This is a genomic window from Allobosea robiniae (genome assembly GCF_900102525.1).
In the GTDB taxonomy this organism is placed as follows: Bacteria; Pseudomonadota; Alphaproteobacteria; order Rhizobiales; family Beijerinckiaceae; genus Allobosea; species Allobosea robiniae.
On record NZ_FNBZ01000002.1, the window covers coordinates 349,461 to 365,802 of the forward strand.

Below are 16,342 nucleotides of genomic sequence, written 5' to 3' on the forward strand. Positions count from 1 at the left end.
CACGACCCATGAAGCTGCCGCCGAAGCTCGGCTCCATCCATTTCGTCGGCATCGGCGGCATCGGCATGTCCGGCATCGCCGAGGTCCTGCACAATCTCGGCTACAAGGTGCAGGGCTCGGACGCTTCCGACGGTGCCAACGTCAAGCGCCTCGCCGACAAGGGCATCACCACCTTCGTCGGACACAAAGCGGAGAACATCGGCGAGGCCGAGGTCGTCGTGGTCTCGACCGCGATCAGGCGGGACAATCCCGAATTGCTCGCCGCGCGCGAGCAGCGCCTGCCCGTGGTGCGCCGGGCCGAGATGCTGGCCGAGCTGATGCGCCTGAAGAGCTGCGTCGCCATCGCCGGCACCCATGGCAAGACGACCACGACCTCGCTCGTCGCGACGCTCCTGGAGAAGGGCGGGCTCGACCCGACCGTGATCAATGGCGGCATCATCAACGCCTACGGCACCAATGCCCGCATGGGCGAGAGCGACTGGATGGTGGTCGAGGCCGACGAATCGGACGGCACCTTCCTGAAGCTGCCGGCCGACGTCGCGATCGTCACCAATATCGATCCCGAGCATCTCGACCATTTCGGCTCTTTCGACGCGATCAAGGCGGCCTTCCGCTCCTTCGTCGAGAACCTGCCCTTTTACGGCTTTGCGGTGATGTGCATCGACCACCCGACGGTGCAGGGGCTCGTCGGCCAGATCACTGACCGCCGCGTCGTCACCTATGGCGAGAACCCGCAGGCCGACTTCCGCCTGATCGACATCGACCTCTCGGGTGGGCAGGCCCAATTCACGCTGCTGATCCGTGACCGCAAGACCGGCCGTGACGAGGTGATCCGCGATCTCGTCATGCCGATGCCGGGCCATCACAACGCGCTGAACGCGACGGCCGCGATCGCGGTCGCCTATGATCTCGGCATTCCCGTGCCCCGCATCCGCGAGGCGCTCGCCGGCTTCGGCGGCGTCAAGCGCCGTTTCACCAAGACCGGCGAATGGAATGGCGCGCTGATCTTCGACGATTACGGCCACCATCCGGTCGAGATCGCCGCGGTGCTCAAGGCGGCGCGGGCCTCGACCAGGAGCAAGGTGATCGCGATCGTCCAGCCGCATCGCTACACCCGCCTGTCGAGCCTGTTCGACGATTTCGCCGCCTGCTTCAACGATGCCGACACGGTGATCGTGGCCGACACCTACGCGGCCGGCGAAGCGCCGATCGCGGGTGCCGACCGTGATTCGCTCGTCGCCGGCATCAAGGCCCGCGGCCATCGCCATGCGCTGCCGCTGGAAGCGTCCGACAAGCTCGCCGGCATGGTGGCGGAGCTGGCCGGGCCGGGCGACTATGTCGTCTGCTTGGGCGCCGGCAACATCACCCAATGGGCCTATGCGCTGCCGGGGGAGCTGGCTGCGCTCAAGGGATAGGCGGCGCGCAGCAGTCCACCCCGCCGTCATTCTCGGGCGAAGCGAAGCGCAGACCCGAGAATCTCGGCCAGGAGAGGCAAGGGAGCCTCCTTCGGCAAGAGATGCTCGGGTCAAGCCCGAGCATGACGAGCGTTTCCCTCCGCGATCATCATGTTCTAAAGCGACGCCATGCCCTTCGCAGACCTCTCTTCCGATATCCGCGCCTCGGCTCCCGATCTCAGGGGCCGGCTTCTCGCCAATCAGGAGCTTTCGGGCCTGACCTGGTTTCGCGTCGGCGGCCCGGCGCAGATCCTGTTCACGCCGGCCGATGACGAGGACCTCGCCTATCTGCTCTCGAAGCTGCCGGAGGACGTTCCGGTCACGGTGATCGGGCTCGGCTCCAACCTGATCGTGCGTGATGGCGGCATTCCCGGCGTCGTGGTCAGGCTCGGCGGCAAGGCCTTCGGTGAGATCGCGCTGGAAAGCGGCGACCGTCTGCGCGCCGGCACGGCCGTGCCGGACGTCAAGGTCGCGCGCGCTGCGGGCGATGCCTCGCTCGACGGGCTTGCCTTCTATCGCGGCATTCCCGGCTCGATCGGCGGGGCGCTGCGGATGAATGCCGGTGCCCATGGCGGCGAGACTACTGACGTGCTGGTCTCCGCGCGCGGCGTCACCCGCAACGGCGAGATCGTGACGCTCTCCCATGCCGAGATGGGCTTCGCCTATCGCAACAGTGCGGCCTCGACCCGCGACATCATCTTCACCTCCGCCCTGTTCCAGGGCCGGCCGGGCGACCAGGCTCTGATCCAGGCCGAGATGGACCGGGTGACGCAGGCGCGCGAGGCGGCCCAGCCGATCAAGGAGCGCACCGGTGGCTCGACCTTCAAGAACCCCGAGGGCGGCAAGGCCTGGCAGCTGATCGACGCGGCTGGCTGCCGCGGCCTGCGGGTCGGCGGCGCGCAGGTCTCGGAGATGCACTGCAACTTCCTGATCAACACCGGCGGCGCAACAGCAGCCGATGTCGAAGGGCTCGGGGAGGAGGTTCGCCGCCGGGTCAAGGACAATTCGGGCTTCGAGCTCCAGTGGGAGATCAAGCGGCTCGGCGTTGCGGCGTAGCTGCCGGGCTTTGAAAAGGGCAGGGGCACTGCAAGCCGGTTAACTCCCCGTTAACCAAGTTTAACGAGGTTGGACGCATCGCAGGAGCGAAGCGTCGATGACCAAACATGTTGCAGTGCTGATGGGCGGTTGGTCCGTCGAGCGGGAGGTCAGCCTCAACAGCGGCGCGGCTTGCGCGCGGGCGCTGGAGAGCGTCGGCTACCGTGTCACCCGTGTCGACGTCCAGCGCGACATTGCCGAGGTGCTGGCGAAGCTCAAGCCCGACGTCGCCTTCAACGCCCTGCATGGCCGATTCGGCGAGGACGGCACGATCCAGGGCGTGCTCGAAATCCTGCGCATTCCCTATAGCCATTCCGGCGTGCTGGCCTCGGCGCTGGCGATCCGCAAGGACCGGGCGAAGACGGTGGTGAAGGCGGCCGGCGTGCCGGTCGCCCACGGCGTCAACGTCTCGCGATTCGCCGCTGCCAGGACGCATGTGCTGCCGCCGCCCTACGTGCTCAAGCCGATCGACGAGGGCTCCTCCGTCGGCGTCGTGATCGTGAAGAAGGGCAGGGAGCACCCACCCCAGGAAATCGCCCGGCCGGACTGGCCTTGCGGCGAGATGCTGCTGGCCGAAACCTTCATCGCCGGGCGCGAACTGACCTGCGCCGTGATGGGCGACCGCAGCCTTGGTGTGACCGAAATACAAGCCGCAACCGGTGAGTTTTACGACTACGACGCGAAGTACGCGAAAGGCGGCTCGATCCACATCTGTCCGGCTCAAATTTTACCGAAAATTTACCAGCAGATCGAAGAGTGTGCGTTAACGGCGCATCAAGCAATCGGATGCCGGGGCGTCAGCCGATCTGACTTCCGCTACCACGACGAGAGCGACACGCTCGTCTGGCTGGAGGTCAATACGCAGCCCGGGATGACCGAGACCAGCCTGGTGCCCGAGTTGGCTGCCCATGCGGGCCTGGATTTCGGTGAGCTCGTCAAATGGATGGTGGAGGACGCCTCCCTCGATCGGTGAAAGCGATGTCGGCGAAGACCGTTGCCATGCCCCGATTCGCGCCTGCCCGGCCGCTCTCCCGGCTCCCGGTCGCGCACGCCGCCCCCCAGCTTCTGGTGGGTGAGCAGCGCCAGGGCCGCTGGATGCGCCGCTCGCGCCGCAGCGCCATCGCGGTGCCGCTCGCCCAGCGCCTGCCGGCGAGCCTCGGCACCTGGCTGGCGCTCGGCTTCCTGACGCTCAGCCTCGGCACGGGCTTCGTGCTCGGCGGCCACTGGCAGACCATGCAGGACAATTACGGCGAGCCGCGCCACATGATCGCGCGGGCGCTCGGCTTCGGCATCGACCGCGTCACCATCTCCGGCCTCTCGGGATTGTCCGAGCAGGAGGTCCTGGTCGCGGCCGGCATCGATTCGAAGACCTCGCTGGTGTTCTTCGACGCCGACGAGGCCCGCAAGCAGCTGGAAGCCACGCCGCTGATTCGCGAGGCCGCCGTTCGCAAGCTTTATCCGGGCGAGGTCTCGATCCAGCTCACCGAGCGCGAGCCCTATGCGCTCTGGCAGGTGAAGGGCGAGCTCTTCGTGATCGCAGCCGACGGCACGGTGATCGACAAGATGGATGACGGCCGCTTCGCCTATCTGCCGCTGGTCGTCGGCAAGGACGCCAATAACCGCGCCGCCGAATATCTGGCGATCCGCAGTCAGGCCGGCGCCTTCGCCCAGCATATCCGCGCCGCGACCCTGGTCTCCGGGCGTCGCTGGAACCTGAAACTCGACAACGGCATGGATGTGCGCTTGCCCGAGACCAAGCCGGAAGCCGCGGTGCAGCGCCTCGTCTCCCTGGAGAGCGATTATCGCATCCTCGAGAAGGACGTGCTCGCCATCGACCTGCGCCAGCCCGATCGGGTGACGATGCGGCTTTCGGAAGAGGCGGCCGCGGCCCGCGCCGACCAGCTCAAGAGCAAGTCCAGGAAGAAGAGAGGCGAGGCGTGAACCACGTCACCTCCCAGGGTCTGACCCCGCGCATGCGTCCGCTCTCGTCGCGCAAGAGCGCGACCTTGTCGATCCTCGATATCGGCACCAGCAAGGTCGTCTGCCTGATCGCCGAGCTCAGCCCGGCCGAGACCAACGAGCGGCTGCGTGGGCGCACCCATGTCGCCCGCATCATCGGCATCGGCCATCAGCGCTCGCTCGGCCTGAAGGGCGGCGCGATCGTCGATCTCGAAAGCGCCGAGCGCGCGATCCGCGCTGCCGTGGACGCAGCCGAGCGCATGGCCAAGGTCGAGGTCCAGTCGGTCATCGTCAACCTGACCGGCGGGCGCATCGGTTCGCAGCATTACGCCGCCAGCGTCGACCTGCGCTCCGGCTCCGTCGGCGACGCCGATGTGAAACGCGTGCTGGCGACTGCCGCGACCCATGCCCTGCGCCCCGGCAAGGCCGTGCTCCATGCCCTGCCGACCGGCTATGCGCTGGACGGCGTGCCGGGCGTGCTCGATCCGCGCGGGCTGATCGGCGGCAAGCTCTCGGTCGACATGCATGTCGTCGCCAGTGAGGCGGCGGCGGCGCGCAACGTCATGCTCGCGGTCGAGCGCTGCCATCTCGAAGTCGAGGCGGTGGTCGCGACCCCCTATGCGTCCGGCCTCTCGGTCCTCGTCGACGACGAATCGGAGATGGGCGTCGTCCTCGTCGATCTCGGCGGCGGCTCGACCTCGCTCGGCGTGTTCTCGGGCGGGCATCTCGTCCATGCCGACGCCATCGCGGTCGGCGGCAACCACATCACCATGGACGTGGCGCGCGGCCTCTCGACCCGCGTCTCGGCGGCCGAGCGGCTGAAGACGCTGCACGGCTCCTGCATCGCCAGCGCTTCCGACGAGCGCGACATGATCTCGGTCCCGCAGGTCGATGACGACGAGCGCGACATGCCGAACCATCTCGCCAAGTCGCATCTGGTCCGGATCATCAAGCCGCGCGTCGAGGAGATCCTCGAACTGGTGCGCGACCGTCTGAACAATGCCGGCTTCTCGGCCCAGGCCGGGCGACGTGTCGTCCTCACCGGCGGCGCCTGCCAGTTGACCGGCCTGCCGGAAGTAGCGCGGCGCATCCTCGGCGGTCAGGTCCGTACCGGCCGTCCGCTCGGGATCAAGGGTTTGCCGGAAGCGGGCAAGGGCCCGGCCTTCGCGGCGGCGGTCGGCCTGCTGGTCTATCCGCAGGTCGCCCATGTCGAGCATTTCGAGCCGCGTGCCGCTGGTGCGCGTTACTTCGCAACCGGGACGGACGGCTACTTCTCGCGTGTCGGGCGGTGGCTGAAAGACAGTTTCTGATCATGGCGCGGAAAAGTGGGTACCGGTTTTCCGCACCAGCCATGATCGAGAATTGAGTGAGTACGGCTCGTCCAGAGGGCGGGCCGCGGCGTCAAACGTAGCAATCGGGACGGCTCCCGCCAGGCGCCGGACAAGGGATCAAAAGAGGCAACCATGGCGATGAATCTGCAAGCCCCGGACATCCGGGAACTGAAGCCCCGGATCACGGTGTTCGGCGTCGGCGGTGCCGGCGGCAATGCGGTCAACAACATGATCGAGGCCGGCCTCGACGGCGTCGACTTCGTCGTCGCCAACACCGATGCGCAGGCTCTCGCCTTGTCGCGCGCCTCCCGCATCGTCCAGATGGGCCTGCAGGTCACCGAAGGTCTCGGCGCCGGCTCGCAGCCGGAAGTCGGCCGTGCGGCGGCCGAAGAGGTCATCGACGAGATCCGTGACCATCTGGCGGGCGCCCATATGGTGTTCATCACCGCCGGCATGGGCGGCGGCACCGGCACCGGCGCGGCTCCCGCGATCGCCCGCGTCGCCCGCGACATGGGCATCCTGACCGTCGGCGTCGTCACCAAGCCGTTCCAGTTCGAAGGCCAGCGCCGCATGCGCATGGCGGAGGCTGGCATCGGCGAGCTGAACGAGGCGGTCGATACCCTGATCGTCATCCCGAACCAGAACCTGTTCCGCGTCGCCAACGAGACCACCGGCTTCGCCGACGCCTTCGGCATGGCCGACCAGGTGCTCTATTCGGGCGTCGCCTGCATCACCGACCTGATGGTCCGCCCGGGCCTGATCAATCTCGACTTCGCCGACGTGCGCGCCGTGATGCGCGGCATGGGCAAGGCGATGATGGGTACCGGCGAGGCGCAGGGCGAGAAGCGCGCGCTGACCGCGGCCCAGGCCGCGATCAACAACCCGCTGCTCGACGATGTCTCGATGAAGGGTGCGCGCGGCCTGCTGATCTCGATCACCGGCGGGCGCGACATGAAGCTCTATGAGGTCGACGAGGCCGCCACCCGCATCCGCGAGGAGGTCGACTCCGAGGCCAACATCATCGTCGGCGCCACCTTCGACGAATCGCTCGAAGGCACCGTGCGCGTCTCCGTCGTCGCCACCGGCATCGACAAGCCGATCTCGTCCCAGGCCGAGAACGACGACACCGAGGCGCGCATCGCCCAGGTGGCGGAGCGCCTGAAGGCCGAAGCCCGCCTGCGCAGCAATGCCGCGGTCGCCGCTGCCCGCCCGGTCGCGCCCTCCGTGCCGGCGATCGAGACGGCCCGCGTCGCCCCGCTGCCGGAGCCTGCTCCGGTCGCCCATGTCGCGCAGGACATCCGCATCGAGCCGGTGCAGCCGCGTCCGGTGTTGGCGGCTCCGGCGCCGGAACCCGTCCAGCATGCCGAGCCGAGCCTGAATTTCGACGAGAGCTTCATCCCGCCGATGCCGGAGCGGGCCGTCGTCCGCCCGACCCGCATGCCCCGCGTCGAGGACCTGCCGGCCCCCGGCCAGGCCCAGCTCAATGCGCATCGTGGCGTCCAGCCCGCGCCGCAGCCGCCCAGCGCCGTCGAGCAGAAGCGGATGTCGCTGATGCAGCGCCTCGCCTCGGTCGGCTTCGGTGGCCGCAAGGACGATGAGATGACCGAGCCGCAGCAGGCGCCGGTGCGCCAGGCCCAGGCTCCGGTCGCCCCGCCGATGCCGCAGGCCCCGGCGCCGAGCGCTGCCCATGCCGAGTACATGCGCCGCCCGGTGCAGCAGCAGCCGGCCTCGCGCCCGGCGCAGGGTCAGCTCGATCCGCATGGCCGCGCTGCCCCGACTCGCTCCAGCGAGGAAGATCATCTCGAGATCCCGGCCTTCCTCCGCCGCCAGGCGAACTGAGTCGGAAGGCGCCCGCCAGCGCCCTCTCACGGCTTTGCAACACAACCCGCCGCGGTATTCCGCGGCGGGTTTCGGCGTGTTAAAAAATCGTTATCTTTCAGCTTGTTATAGTCCGTCCTCGATCGCTTCCCCGCTGTAACACAGCGAAAGAAAGCGTGATTTTGAGAGGCGGCCTCAAAAGCTTATGTTGCGGCCGCATCGGGACAACGGCCTCGTCGGGACCATTCCGGCCTGGCCTTGAAGACATCGCCGGCTGGACGATCCCTGCATCGGCAGGTGACCGCGGCCTTCGCGATCAGGATTGGATAACGGTATGACCTTCGATCGGCAGACGACCTTGCGGGCAGCCGTGACCCTGACCGGGATCGGCGTTCATTCCGGAGCCCCCGCCAGCATCTGCCTGAAGCCGTCCAGCGCCAATACCGGCGTCGTCTTCCTGCGGACGGGCATCGAGGGCATGCCGCCCCAGCTCATTCACGCCAAGCACACCAAGGTCAGTGCCACGGAGCTCTGCACCGTGATCGGCGACCGCGGCCCGGCCTCGGTCTCGACGATCGAGCACCTGATGTCGGCCTGCGCCGGCCTCGGCCTCGACAACGTGCTCGTCGAGATCGACGGGCCGGAAATGCCGATCATGGACGGCAGCGCCCGCGAATTCGTGGTTGCCATCGAGGCGACCGGCATGACGACGCTCACCGCGCCGCGCCGCTACCTCAAGGTCCTCCAGCCGGTCCGCATCGAGCAGGGCCGCGCCTTCGCCGAACTGGCCCCGGCCGAGCACGGCTTCCGCCTCGATGTCGAGATCGATTTCGACAGCGTCGTGATCGGCCGCCAGCGCAAGATCTTCGATCTCGATGCGCAGGCCTATGCCAGCGAGATTTCGAAGGCCCGTACCTTCGGTTTCATGCGTGATGTCGAGCAGCTCTGGAAGGCGGGCTTCGCTCAGGGCGCTTCGCTCGAGAACACCGTCGCGGTCGGCGACGACAAGGTTATCAACCCCGAGGGGCTGCGCTACGGCGACGAGTTCGTGCGCCACAAGGTGCTCGACGCGATCGGCGACCTCGCGCTGGCCGGCTATCCGATCATCGGCGAGTTCCGCTCCTATTGCGGTGGCCACCGGATGAATGTCCGTATCCTCGAGGCGCTTTTCGCCGACCGCGCGAATTTCGCGATCGTCGAATCCCAGCCGGTCTTCGCGACGCCGCGCGCCGTGCAGATGGCTGCGGCTGCTCCGGCCGCCTTCGCGCCGGATTTGCACTGAAGCACGGCGAAACGCGGCTTCGCCTTCCATTCGCCTGTTTTCTGTCCCAGATGCCGCAGCGACGCGGAATCACGTCATAACCGGTTTTCGGCAGTGGCGCGGGGGAAGCGTCTGAGGTAAGGCATGCTTCCCGGAAGTTGGATCGCCACGCGTCCTACCAGACGCGATGCGGCGATCCGGTTCTTGGTTTCAGCATCGGATTGTCCCGAAAAGTGGTTTCCACTTTTCGGTCCGATGCTCGAGGGACGATCGAAAGAGGACGGACGACGTGAGCGTGACGCGGCAAAGCCTTCCGGCAATCCATCGCGGTCTTTCGCCACGCAGGGGCATCGCCCTTGCGCTGGGTGCCGCCATGCTGCTCGGCGGCTGCGATACCCTGTCCTCGCTCAATCCCTTCGACAAGCCCGAGGTCTACAAGCCGGACCTGACGCCGCCGACGCCGGCCGACAAGCTCTACAACGAAGGCCTGGCCCGCCTGCAGAACGGCGATAGCGAGGGTGCCTCGAAGAAGTTCGAGGACATCGACAAGACCGCGCCGTTCTCGCCCTATGCCCGCAAGGGCCTGCTGATGACGGCTTATACCAATTTCCAGGCCTCGAAGTGGGAGGAGGCGATCACCGCCTCGAAGCGCTTCATCGCCCAGAACCCGGCGAGCCCCGACGCCGCCTACGCGCAGTACATCCTGGCGATGTCCTATTACAACCAGATCCCGGACGCGACCCGCGATCAGGAGCGGACGGCCCAGGCGATCCAGGCGCTGGAGCAGCTCATCGCCAACTATCCGAAGTCGGAATACGTCCTCGACGCTAGGGAAAAGCTCCTGGTGGCGCGGGACCAGCTCGCCGGCAAGGAGATGAATGTCGGGCGCTACTACCTGGAGAAGCGCAACTATACCGGCGCGGTGAACCGTTTCCGCGAAGTCATCATCAAGTACCAGACCACGCGCCATGTCGAGGAGGCGCTGATGCGTCTGACCGAGGTCTATATGGCGATGGGCATCACCAACGAGGCGCAGACGGCGGCGGCCGTCCTCGGGCACAACTTCCCCGACAGCCAGTGGTACAAGGACTCCTACGCCCTGCTGCAGAGCGGCGGCCTGGAGCCGCGTGAGGATCGTGGTTCCTATATCAGCCGCGCCTTCCAGGGCTTCTCGCGCACGGTCGGCGGCCTGGTTGGACTGAACCGCCTCTGACGAGCGAGGGCGCCCCTTGCATGACGAGCCACGGGCGATCCTGCCGGCTCCGAAGGATGGGTTGAGCGTCGATGCTGGCGCAGCTCTCGATTCGCGACATCGTCCTGATCGACAGGCTCGACCTTGGCTTCCATGAGGGGCTGAGCGTCCTGACCGGCGAGACCGGCGCCGGCAAGTCGATCCTGCTCGACGGTTTCGCGCTGGCACTCGGCGGGCGCGGCGACGGCTCGCTCGTGCGCCATGGCGAGGCTCAAGGGCAGGTCAGCGCCGTCTTCGACCTGCCGATGTCGCACCCGGCCCGCAAGCTCGCCCAGGCGCAGGAGATCGACACCGACGGCGATCTCATCCTGCGCCGCGTGCAATATGCCGACGGGCGCACCCGCGCCTTCATCAACGACCAGCCGGTCTCGGTGCAGATCCTGCGGATGGTGGGCACCGCCATCGTCGAGATCCATGGCCAGCACGACGACCGCGCCCTGACCGACCCGGCCCAGCACCGCACGATTCTCGACGGTTTCGGCGCGCTGGAGGCGCAGGCCGAAGCGGTCGCCGGGGCGAGCGAGGCGCTGAAACGGGCGCGGCAGGCCCTGCAGTCGCAGCGCCTGCGCGTCGAGGCGGCACGCAAGGAAGCGGATTTCCTGCGCCATGCCGTCGAGGAGCTCGGCAAGCTCGCACCGCAAGCGGGCGAGGAGGAGGCGCTCGCCGCCTCCCGTCAGGCGATGATGCAGGCGGAGAAGGTCGCGCGCGATCTCAACGAGGCCTACGAGGCGGTCGGCGGACAATCCTCTGCCGTGCCGACGCTCGCCGCCGTGCTGCGCCGGCTGGAGCGCCGTGCGAGCCAGGCACCGGAGCTGGTCGACCCCTCGATCGCGGCGCTCAACACCGCGATCGTTGCTTTGGAAGAGGCCGGCGAGGCGCTCGCCGCCGCGACGCGTGAGGCCGAATACGATCCGCGCGAGCAGGAACGCACCGAGGAGCGGTTGTTCGCGCTCAGGGCCGCCGGCCGCAAATACGACGTGCCGGTCGATGGCCTGTCCATACTGGCGGCGACCATGGCGAGCGACCTTGCCGCGCTCGATGAAAGCGAGACCTCGCTCTCCCGGCTCGAGGCGGAGCTGACGGAGGCCGAAGCGGCCTTCATCGGGCAGGCGCAGGCCCTGTCCGAGGCGCGGCAGGCAGCTGCGGCAAAACTGGATGCGGCCGTGAAAGCCGAGTTGCCGCCGCTCAAGCTGGAGCGGGCGCGTTTCATCACCCGGATCGAAAGCGACGCGAACGCGCGCGGGCCGGAGGGTTTCGACAAGGTCGAATTCTGGGTCGAGACCAATCCCGGCACGCGGCCGGGGCCAATGATGAAGGTTGCCTCCGGGGGCGAGCTCTCGCGCTTCATGCTGGCCCTCAAGGTGGTGCTGGCCGAGCGCGGTTCCGCCCCGACGCTCGTCTTCGACGAAATCGACACCGGTGTCGGCGGCGCGGTGGCCGATGCGATCGGCGAGCGGCTGGCGCGGTTGGCCGGTCAGGTGCAAGTGATCTCGGTCACGCATGCGCCGCAGGTCGCGGCCAAGGCCGGGCAGCATTTCCTGATCGCCAAATCGGCGGAGGAGGGCGAGGCCTCACGCACGGTGACGCGGGTCACGGCGCTGGAAGACCAGGCGCGGCGCGAGGAGATCGCACGGATGCTGGCCGGCGCCTCGATCACCGAGGAAGCGCGCGCGGCGGCCGGGCGCCTGCTGCAGGCGGCTGGCCTGCGCGGCTGAGGCTGTCAGGCCGGCTGCAATTCGTAGCCCGCGCCCTTCCTGACCACCCTCCTGAACCCCTCGACATGGCCGCCCGAGACGAGCCAGTTCTCGTGCGCGGCGCGTTCCAGGATACCGCGGCGCGAAGCCACCGCGGTCGCGGCGTCGAAATCATAGACGAAGCCGACAGCCGGGTCCGAAGCCTGGAGGTCGGAGAGATGCAGCGCGTCGCCCCAGAGCAGCAGGCTCTCACCGTCGCCCTCGATCAGGTAGCCGCTATGGCCGAAGCTGTGGCCGGGCAGGGGGATCAGCGTGATGCCGGCCTGCGCCTCGCCCGCCGGAACCGAACGGATGCGGCCAGCATAATGCTTCTTCAAAGTCGCGGCGATGGCGAAGGCGCCCTGTTTCTTCTCCGGGGTGCGTGCGCGATTGGCCTCGTCACCATAGAAGCCGAAATCGGCCTCGGGCACGATGATCTCGGCATTCGGGAAGAAGGGCTTGTCGCCGTCGAACAGGCCGAGTGCGTGGTCGCCATGGAGATGCGTGATCAGAACACGGGCGACGTCTTCGGGCGCGATGCCTGCAGCCTCCATTGCAGCCGGGGCATGGCCCATCGCTTTGCCCCAGGAGGGGCCGGTGCCGGCATCGACGAGGGTGATCGCGTCTGCTCCCTTCAGCGCGAAGCAGTTCACGATAATGCTGACCTTCGGTTTGCCCCAGCGCGCGACGGCCTCATTGCGGGCCACCTCCCCATCCGCATGGATCAGGACGTCGAGCGGCGCCTCGAAGACGCCGTCATGCAGGATCGAGACATCGAAGGCGCCGATGCGGCGGGACTGCTGGACCATGGCTGTTCTCCGCTTCGGCGTCGCACGGGGTCGGTGAGGTCCGGAAGCTAGTGGGCGCCTGACCTCGCCGGCAAGGCGCGTCCGGCCCGGCTCAGCCCTGCGCCGGGCGCGGGAATGCCGCATTTCCTTTTGTATCACTTTGCTTTATGAGCCGCTGTCATCCGATGGTGCAGCTGCCCGTTAGATCGCCATGAGTCCTTTCGGACGCTCTGGGGGGCGATTTAACTATTTGTTTTGGCATCGGATTTTCCGGAAAGTGAACCCCGCTTTTCGGTCCGATGCTCTAGTGCCGCCTGAACCCATCGCCCACGCTTCGCGCCGTTCCTTCATCTTACGCCGCAACCTTTAGGCCCATATCGCATGTCCTTTTCTCTCACGAGCCCGCCGCTCGCGCGCGCGCTCGCCGATCGCAATTACTCCGACCCGACGCCGGTGCAGAGCGCCGTCCTCGAAGACGCCGCCCGCGGGCGCGACCTACTGGTCTCCTCGCAGACCGGTTCCGGCAAGACCATCGCCTACGGGCTCGCCATCGGCGAGACCCTGCTGGGCACGGCCGAGAAGCTCGGCCCCGCTGCCGAGCCGCTGGCTCTCATCATCGCGCCGACGCGTGAGCTTGCCTTGCAGGTGCAGCGCGAACTTGCCTGGCTCTATGCCCAGACCGGCGCGCGGGTGATCTCCTGCGTCGGCGGCATGGATCCGCGCCGCGAGGCGATGCTGCTCGACGAGGGCGCCCATATCGTCGTCGGCACGCCCGGCCGCCTGCGCGATCATATCGAGCGCCGTCGCCTCGACGTGTCCGCGCTCAAGGCGGTCGTGCTCGACGAGGCTGACGAGATGCTCGATCTCGGCTTCCGCGACGACCTCGAATACATCCTGAAGACCACCCCGGCGGAGCGGCGCAGCCTGCTGTTCTCGGCGACCTTCCCGAAGGCGATCGTCCAGCTCGCGCAGAGCTACCAGCGCGACGCGCTGCGCATCGAGGTGGAAGCGACGCGGCGCGGCCATGCCGACATCGCCTACAAGGCCGTGCGCGTCTTCCCGAAGGAAGCCGAGCTCGCAGTCGTCAACCTGCTGCGCTTCCACAATGCACCGGTGGCGCTGGTCTTCTGCAACACCCGCAACGCCGTGCGCCATCTCGAGGCGATCCTGCTCGAGCGCGGCTTCACTTCGGTCGCGCTCTCGGGCGAACTCGGCCAGAACGAGCGCAACGCGGCGCTGCAGGCGCTGCGCGACGGCCGGGCGCGGGTCTGCGTCGCGACCGACGTCGCGGCGCGCGGCATCGACCTGCCCGGACTCGACCTCGTCATCCATGCGGAGCTGCCGAACGATTCCGAGGTGATGCAGCATCGCTCGGGCCGCACCGGCCGCGCCGGCAACAAGGGCACGAGCGTCCTGCTGGTGCCGCAGTCGCGCCGCCGCAAGGCCGAGCGTCTGCTGATGGAAGGCAAGGTCGAGGCTGAGTGGATCGGTCCTCCGACTGAAGAGGAAATCCGCGTCCTCGATCAGGAGCGCCTGCTCTCCGATCCGCTGCTCAACGGCGATGGCTCCGAGGACGATGCCGGCATGATCGAGGCGCTGATGGCGGGCCGCGAGGCCCGCGATATCGCCGCTGCGCTTGTTCGGCTCTACCGCGCCCGCCTGCCGGCGGCGGAAGAGGTTGGCGATCCCGGCTTCGGCCGCGACGAGCGCCGTCCGGTCCGCACCAACGAGGATTATGCTGCCAAGCGCCGCCCGTTCGGCGCGGGACGCGACGAGGGCGAGGATGGCGAGCGCCCGCGCAAGCCTGCCGGCCCACGCGGCGATACCGTCTGGTTCCGTCTCGATATCGGCCGCAAGCAGGGCGCCGATCCGCGCCAGCTCCTGCCGATGCTGTGCCGCCGCGGCCGGATCACCCGCGACGAGGTCGGTGCGATCCGCATCTTCGACCGCGAGACCAAGGTCGAGATCGATGCCGATGTGGCCGATCGCTTCTATGACTCGGTGCGCATCCCGGACCGCGACAAGATCGTGATCGAGCCGACGACCGAAGCCGAGCGCCGTCCGGCCAAGGCTTTCGGGGACAAGGCCGAGCGTCCGGCTGCGCCGCGAAAGAGCTGGGGGGATGAGCAGGCTGCCGGAGACAGGCCGCAGCGGCCGCGATTCGAGCCGAGGGACGCGAATCAACGCGCGCCGCGGAGCGATGAGCGCAAGCCGTATCGCGCCGACAGCAGGCCTCCGCGCGACGACGCGCGCCCGCCGCGCCGTGACGACGGCAAGCCGGGTGGCGGTTTCAAGAAGCCCTATGAGGGCAAGGGCAAGCCCTTCGCTGGCAAGCCTGCCGGCGGGCGCCCGGCCGGTGGCAAGCCCTTCGGCAAGGGCAAGCCGCGCGGCGACAATCGCAGCTGAGTTTCAGCCTCCGCAAAAAAAACGCGCTGTCATTCCGGGTCAAGCCGGGAGTGACAGCGCGAATTCTTTGAAGGACAGCAGGCTTCGAGCGCTGCAGCGCGCGCTCCCGTTCGCCTTCCTCAGCGCAGGCCGAGGAAGGAGAGGATCGCGAGAACGACGACGATAAGACCGACGATATAAATGATGTTGTTCATGAAAAGCCCCCTGGCTGAATGGAGCCTTGCGGCTCGATCTGACAGGGGTTGAACCCGATCCGGGGTGCAATGGTTCCCGCCGGAGCTTTCGAGAGCCTGCGGAGATGACGGAAACCGGCGCCTTCTCGTCCCGGGAATGACGAGGCTGGCCGCTCTCAGTCCACGAGCTTGCGGTAGAGATGCCAGGTGGCATGGCCGAGCACCGGCATGACCACGATCAGGCCGACCAGCATCGGCAGGCAGCCGAGCACGAGCAAGCCCGTCACCATCAGGCCCCAATACATCATCACGCGCGGATTGGCCTCGACGGCGGCGATCGAGGTGCGGATGGCTGTGGGGGCGTCGACGTGCCGGTCGATGATCAGCGGGAAAGATACCACCGAGATCGAGAAGGCGAGGATCGCCAGCAAGAGCCCGATCGCATTGCCGATCACCATCATGATCCAGCCATCCGCGGTGGTGAACACCGCCCGCAGGAAATCGGTGGTCGAGACATCGGCGGGCAGGCCGAGCAGGCCACGATAGAGGAACCAGGCGCTGAACAGCCAGGCGAGGAAGAGCCCGGTCAGCATCGCGCCGAGCAGGGCGATCTGTCCGATCGACCGCGAGCGGAGCACCGCGAAAGCATGGACCCAGGACGTGTCCATGCCCTTCTCGCGCCGGCGGCTGATCTCGTAGAGCCCGATCGCGGCGAAGGGGCCGAGCAATGCGAAGCCCGAGAGCAGCGGGAAGAGCAGGGGGAAGATATTGTAGCTGACCGTGAGCTGCGCCAGCAGGATGCCGGCGACGGGATAGATCAGAGCGATGAAGACGAGGTGGCTCGGCTGAGCCTTGAAATCGTCCCAGCCGCGCAGCAGCGCCTCGTGCAGATCCCGCGTGGTGATGATCCTGATGCGTGGTTGCGAGAGCGCGGCAATGTCATGAACTGTGCCGTCGAGATTGGCCATGGCGTGTCTCCCGGTTCCGGCCCGGTTCGCCATATGGCTGTCGACGTGAACCTTGGTGTCAACGGCCTGCGGCGTCGAGCTTCCAATTCCCAGCCCGCAAACTA

12 protein-coding genes are annotated in these 16,342 nt (G+C 67.5%); 10 read left to right on the forward strand and 2 right to left on the reverse strand.

Annotation, left to right across the window (positions count from 1 at the left end):
- The first annotated feature begins 8 nt into the window (after positions 1–8).
- The 9 genes from murC (at position 9) to recN (ending at position 11,885) form a co-directional block, all read left to right on the forward strand.
- Entirely contained in the window at positions 9–1,415 is a 1,407-nt protein-coding gene (gene murC, locus BLQ70_RS07325) for a UDP-N-acetylmuramate--L-alanine ligase (protein WP_091856438.1), read from the forward strand.
- Between the two features lie 168 nt (positions 1,416–1,583).
- On the forward strand, positions 1,584–2,510 hold the full coding sequence (murB, locus tag BLQ70_RS07330; RefSeq protein ID WP_091856439.1) for a UDP-N-acetylmuramate dehydrogenase: 927 nt from the start codon (positions 1,584–1,586) through the stop codon (positions 2,508–2,510).
- Between the two features lie 97 nt (positions 2,511–2,607).
- The gene (locus BLQ70_RS07335; protein ID WP_091856440.1) at positions 2,608–3,522 is read left to right on the forward strand and encodes a D-alanine--D-alanine ligase; all 915 of its coding nucleotides are present in this window, start codon (positions 2,608–2,610) and stop codon (positions 3,520–3,522) included.
- 26 nt (positions 3,523–3,548) lie between these two features.
- Positions 3,549–4,490, forward strand: coding sequence for a cell division protein FtsQ/DivIB (locus BLQ70_RS07340; protein WP_244511934.1), 942 nt, complete (start codon positions 3,549–3,551; stop codon positions 4,488–4,490).
- A 32-nt stretch (positions 4,491–4,522) separates the two neighbouring features.
- Entirely contained in the window at positions 4,523–5,818 is a 1,296-nt protein-coding gene (gene ftsA, locus BLQ70_RS07345; RefSeq protein WP_061966784.1) for a cell division protein FtsA, read from the forward strand.
- 153 nt (positions 5,819–5,971) lie between these two features.
- The gene (ftsZ, locus tag BLQ70_RS07350) at positions 5,972–7,678 is read left to right on the forward strand and encodes a cell division protein FtsZ (RefSeq protein ID WP_091856442.1); all 1,707 of its coding nucleotides are present in this window, start codon (positions 5,972–5,974) and stop codon (positions 7,676–7,678) included.
- A 313-nt stretch (positions 7,679–7,991) separates the two neighbouring features.
- The gene (lpxC, locus tag BLQ70_RS07355) at positions 7,992–8,939 is read left to right on the forward strand and encodes a UDP-3-O-acyl-N-acetylglucosamine deacetylase (protein WP_061966786.1); all 948 of its coding nucleotides are present in this window, start codon (positions 7,992–7,994) and stop codon (positions 8,937–8,939) included.
- Between the two features lie 298 nt (positions 8,940–9,237).
- Positions 9,238–10,131: an outer membrane protein assembly factor BamD gene (locus BLQ70_RS07360; protein ID WP_425284565.1), complete on the forward strand. Its 894-nt coding sequence runs from the start codon at positions 9,238–9,240 to the stop codon at positions 10,129–10,131.
- Between the two features lie 71 nt (positions 10,132–10,202).
- Positions 10,203–11,885: a DNA repair protein RecN gene (gene recN / locus BLQ70_RS07365; RefSeq protein ID WP_091856444.1), complete on the forward strand. Its 1,683-nt coding sequence runs from the start codon at positions 10,203–10,205 to the stop codon at positions 11,883–11,885.
- A gap of 5 nt (positions 11,886–11,890) precedes the next feature.
- Here recN and aidB read toward each other — a convergent pair whose 3' ends face one another.
- A complete protein-coding gene (aidB, locus tag BLQ70_RS07370) occupies positions 11,891–12,712 on the reverse strand; it encodes an AidB family quorum-quenching N-acyl homoserine lactonase (protein ID WP_091856445.1) in 822 nt (273 codons plus the stop codon).
- Positions 12,713–13,072: 360 nt separating this feature from the next.
- Between aidB and BLQ70_RS07375 the strand changes: the two genes are divergently transcribed.
- A complete protein-coding gene (locus tag BLQ70_RS07375; protein WP_091856446.1) occupies positions 13,073–15,097 on the forward strand; it encodes a DEAD/DEAH box helicase in 2,025 nt (674 codons plus the stop codon).
- A 349-nt stretch (positions 15,098–15,446) separates the two neighbouring features.
- Here BLQ70_RS07375 and BLQ70_RS07380 read toward each other — a convergent pair whose 3' ends face one another.
- Positions 15,447–16,238: a DUF2189 domain-containing protein gene (locus tag BLQ70_RS07380; protein WP_091856447.1), complete on the reverse strand. Its 792-nt coding sequence runs from the start codon at positions 16,236–16,238 to the stop codon at positions 15,447–15,449.
- Positions 16,239–16,342 lie beyond the last annotated feature (104 nt).

What these genes read in the sequence shown, in the direction of transcription:
- ftsA (WP_061966784.1), top strand. Translation starts at nt 4,523, where the DNA reads ATGCGTCCGCTCTCGTCGCGCAAGAGCGCGACCTTGTCGATCCTCGAT.
- BLQ70_RS07375 (WP_091856446.1), top strand. Translation starts at nt 13,073, where the DNA reads ATGTCCTTTTCTCTCACGAGCCCGCCGCTCGCGCGCGCGCTCGCCGAT.
- ftsZ (WP_091856442.1), top strand. Translation starts at nt 5,972, where the DNA reads ATGGCGATGAATCTGCAAGCCCCGGACATCCGGGAACTGAAGCCCCGG.
- murB (WP_091856439.1), top strand. Translation starts at nt 1,584, where the DNA reads ATGCCCTTCGCAGACCTCTCTTCCGATATCCGCGCCTCGGCTCCCGAT.
- murC (WP_091856438.1), top strand. Translation starts at nt 9, where the DNA reads ATGAAGCTGCCGCCGAAGCTCGGCTCCATCCATTTCGTCGGCATCGGC.
- BLQ70_RS07380 (WP_091856447.1), bottom strand. Translation starts at nt 16,238, where the DNA reads ATGGCCAATCTCGACGGCACAGTTCATGACATTGCCGCGCTCTCGCAA.
- BLQ70_RS07335 (WP_091856440.1), top strand. Translation starts at nt 2,608, where the DNA reads ATGACCAAACATGTTGCAGTGCTGATGGGCGGTTGGTCCGTCGAGCGG.
- lpxC (WP_061966786.1), top strand. Translation starts at nt 7,992, where the DNA reads ATGACCTTCGATCGGCAGACGACCTTGCGGGCAGCCGTGACCCTGACC.
- recN (WP_091856444.1), top strand. Translation starts at nt 10,203, where the DNA reads ATGCTGGCGCAGCTCTCGATTCGCGACATCGTCCTGATCGACAGGCTC.
- aidB (WP_091856445.1), bottom strand. Translation starts at nt 12,712, where the DNA reads ATGGTCCAGCAGTCCCGCCGCATCGGCGCCTTCGATGTCTCGATCCTG.
- BLQ70_RS07340 (WP_244511934.1), top strand. Translation starts at nt 3,549, where the DNA reads ATGCCCCGATTCGCGCCTGCCCGGCCGCTCTCCCGGCTCCCGGTCGCG.